The sequence below is a fragment of the Vibrio sp. 1CM7H genome (genome assembly GCF_023161645.1).
Lineage (GTDB): Bacteria > Pseudomonadota > Gammaproteobacteria > Enterobacterales > Vibrionaceae > Vibrio > Vibrio diabolicus.
The window spans coordinates 1-679 of record NZ_JALNTV010000030.1 but is presented as its reverse complement, the minus strand read 5'-3'; the positions used below and the strand labels follow the sequence as shown (position 1 = coordinate 679).

The window sequence follows — 679 nt, the reverse complement described above, 5'->3', positions numbered from 1 at the left end:
TAACGCCGCGTTAAGGGGTGCCGGCACGCAATACAAAAGCTACCGCATGGCGCCATAAACACTGAACTCAACGCATACTAAAAATGCCACGCGTGCCAAATCCCTCTTGAACGCTTTGTTATGTGAATTTTTTCAGAGTGTTCAATACACACAACCATTAAATTCAATGACTTGATCGCTTAAAGCATGACTGCCATTGTAAGACTTAACCATACCTCCACGGTAGACAAACTGATTCCAATTGTTCTGCTGCACGTCGAAGTAATGGATAGGCAAAACTAACTCCGAATACCCTGAGCTTCGATAAACATCTGGCTCATAAGCGAAGAGAAAAGAATGAGTTACCCCAAAAGACACTAAGCATCGATCGAGTTCTTTCACGATGACTTTAGCTAAGCCCAAACCACGCTTACTTGGTGTAATGGCAATACCACCAATTATGCCCCCTTTGAAGCTTATTGAACCCTGCATCATTAAACGACTATAAGCAAAACCAGTAGCGATAATCTGATTATCGTCTTCAATGAGAATTGCACAAACGAACTCACGATTGAAAATGAACATGGAATCTTGGCCAAAAACGGAGTTTAGATGAGCATTAAGTTCAGCTTCATAAGCCCCAATCTGACCACTTTTGACAACTGATATTTTCAAGGTTGACTCCATTCACATAACGCCC

At 42.0% G+C, this 679-nt stretch carries 1 protein-coding gene; it reads right to left on the bottom strand.

Going from position 1 to position 679, the window contains the following annotated elements; translation table 11 throughout:
• Positions 1-141 precede the first annotated feature (141 nt).
• The gene (locus MSG33_RS23495) at positions 142-654 is read right to left on the bottom strand and encodes a GNAT family N-acetyltransferase (protein WP_164667137.1); all 513 of its coding nucleotides are present in this window, start codon (positions 652-654) and stop codon (positions 142-144) included.
• Positions 655-679: the final 25 nt, after the last annotated feature.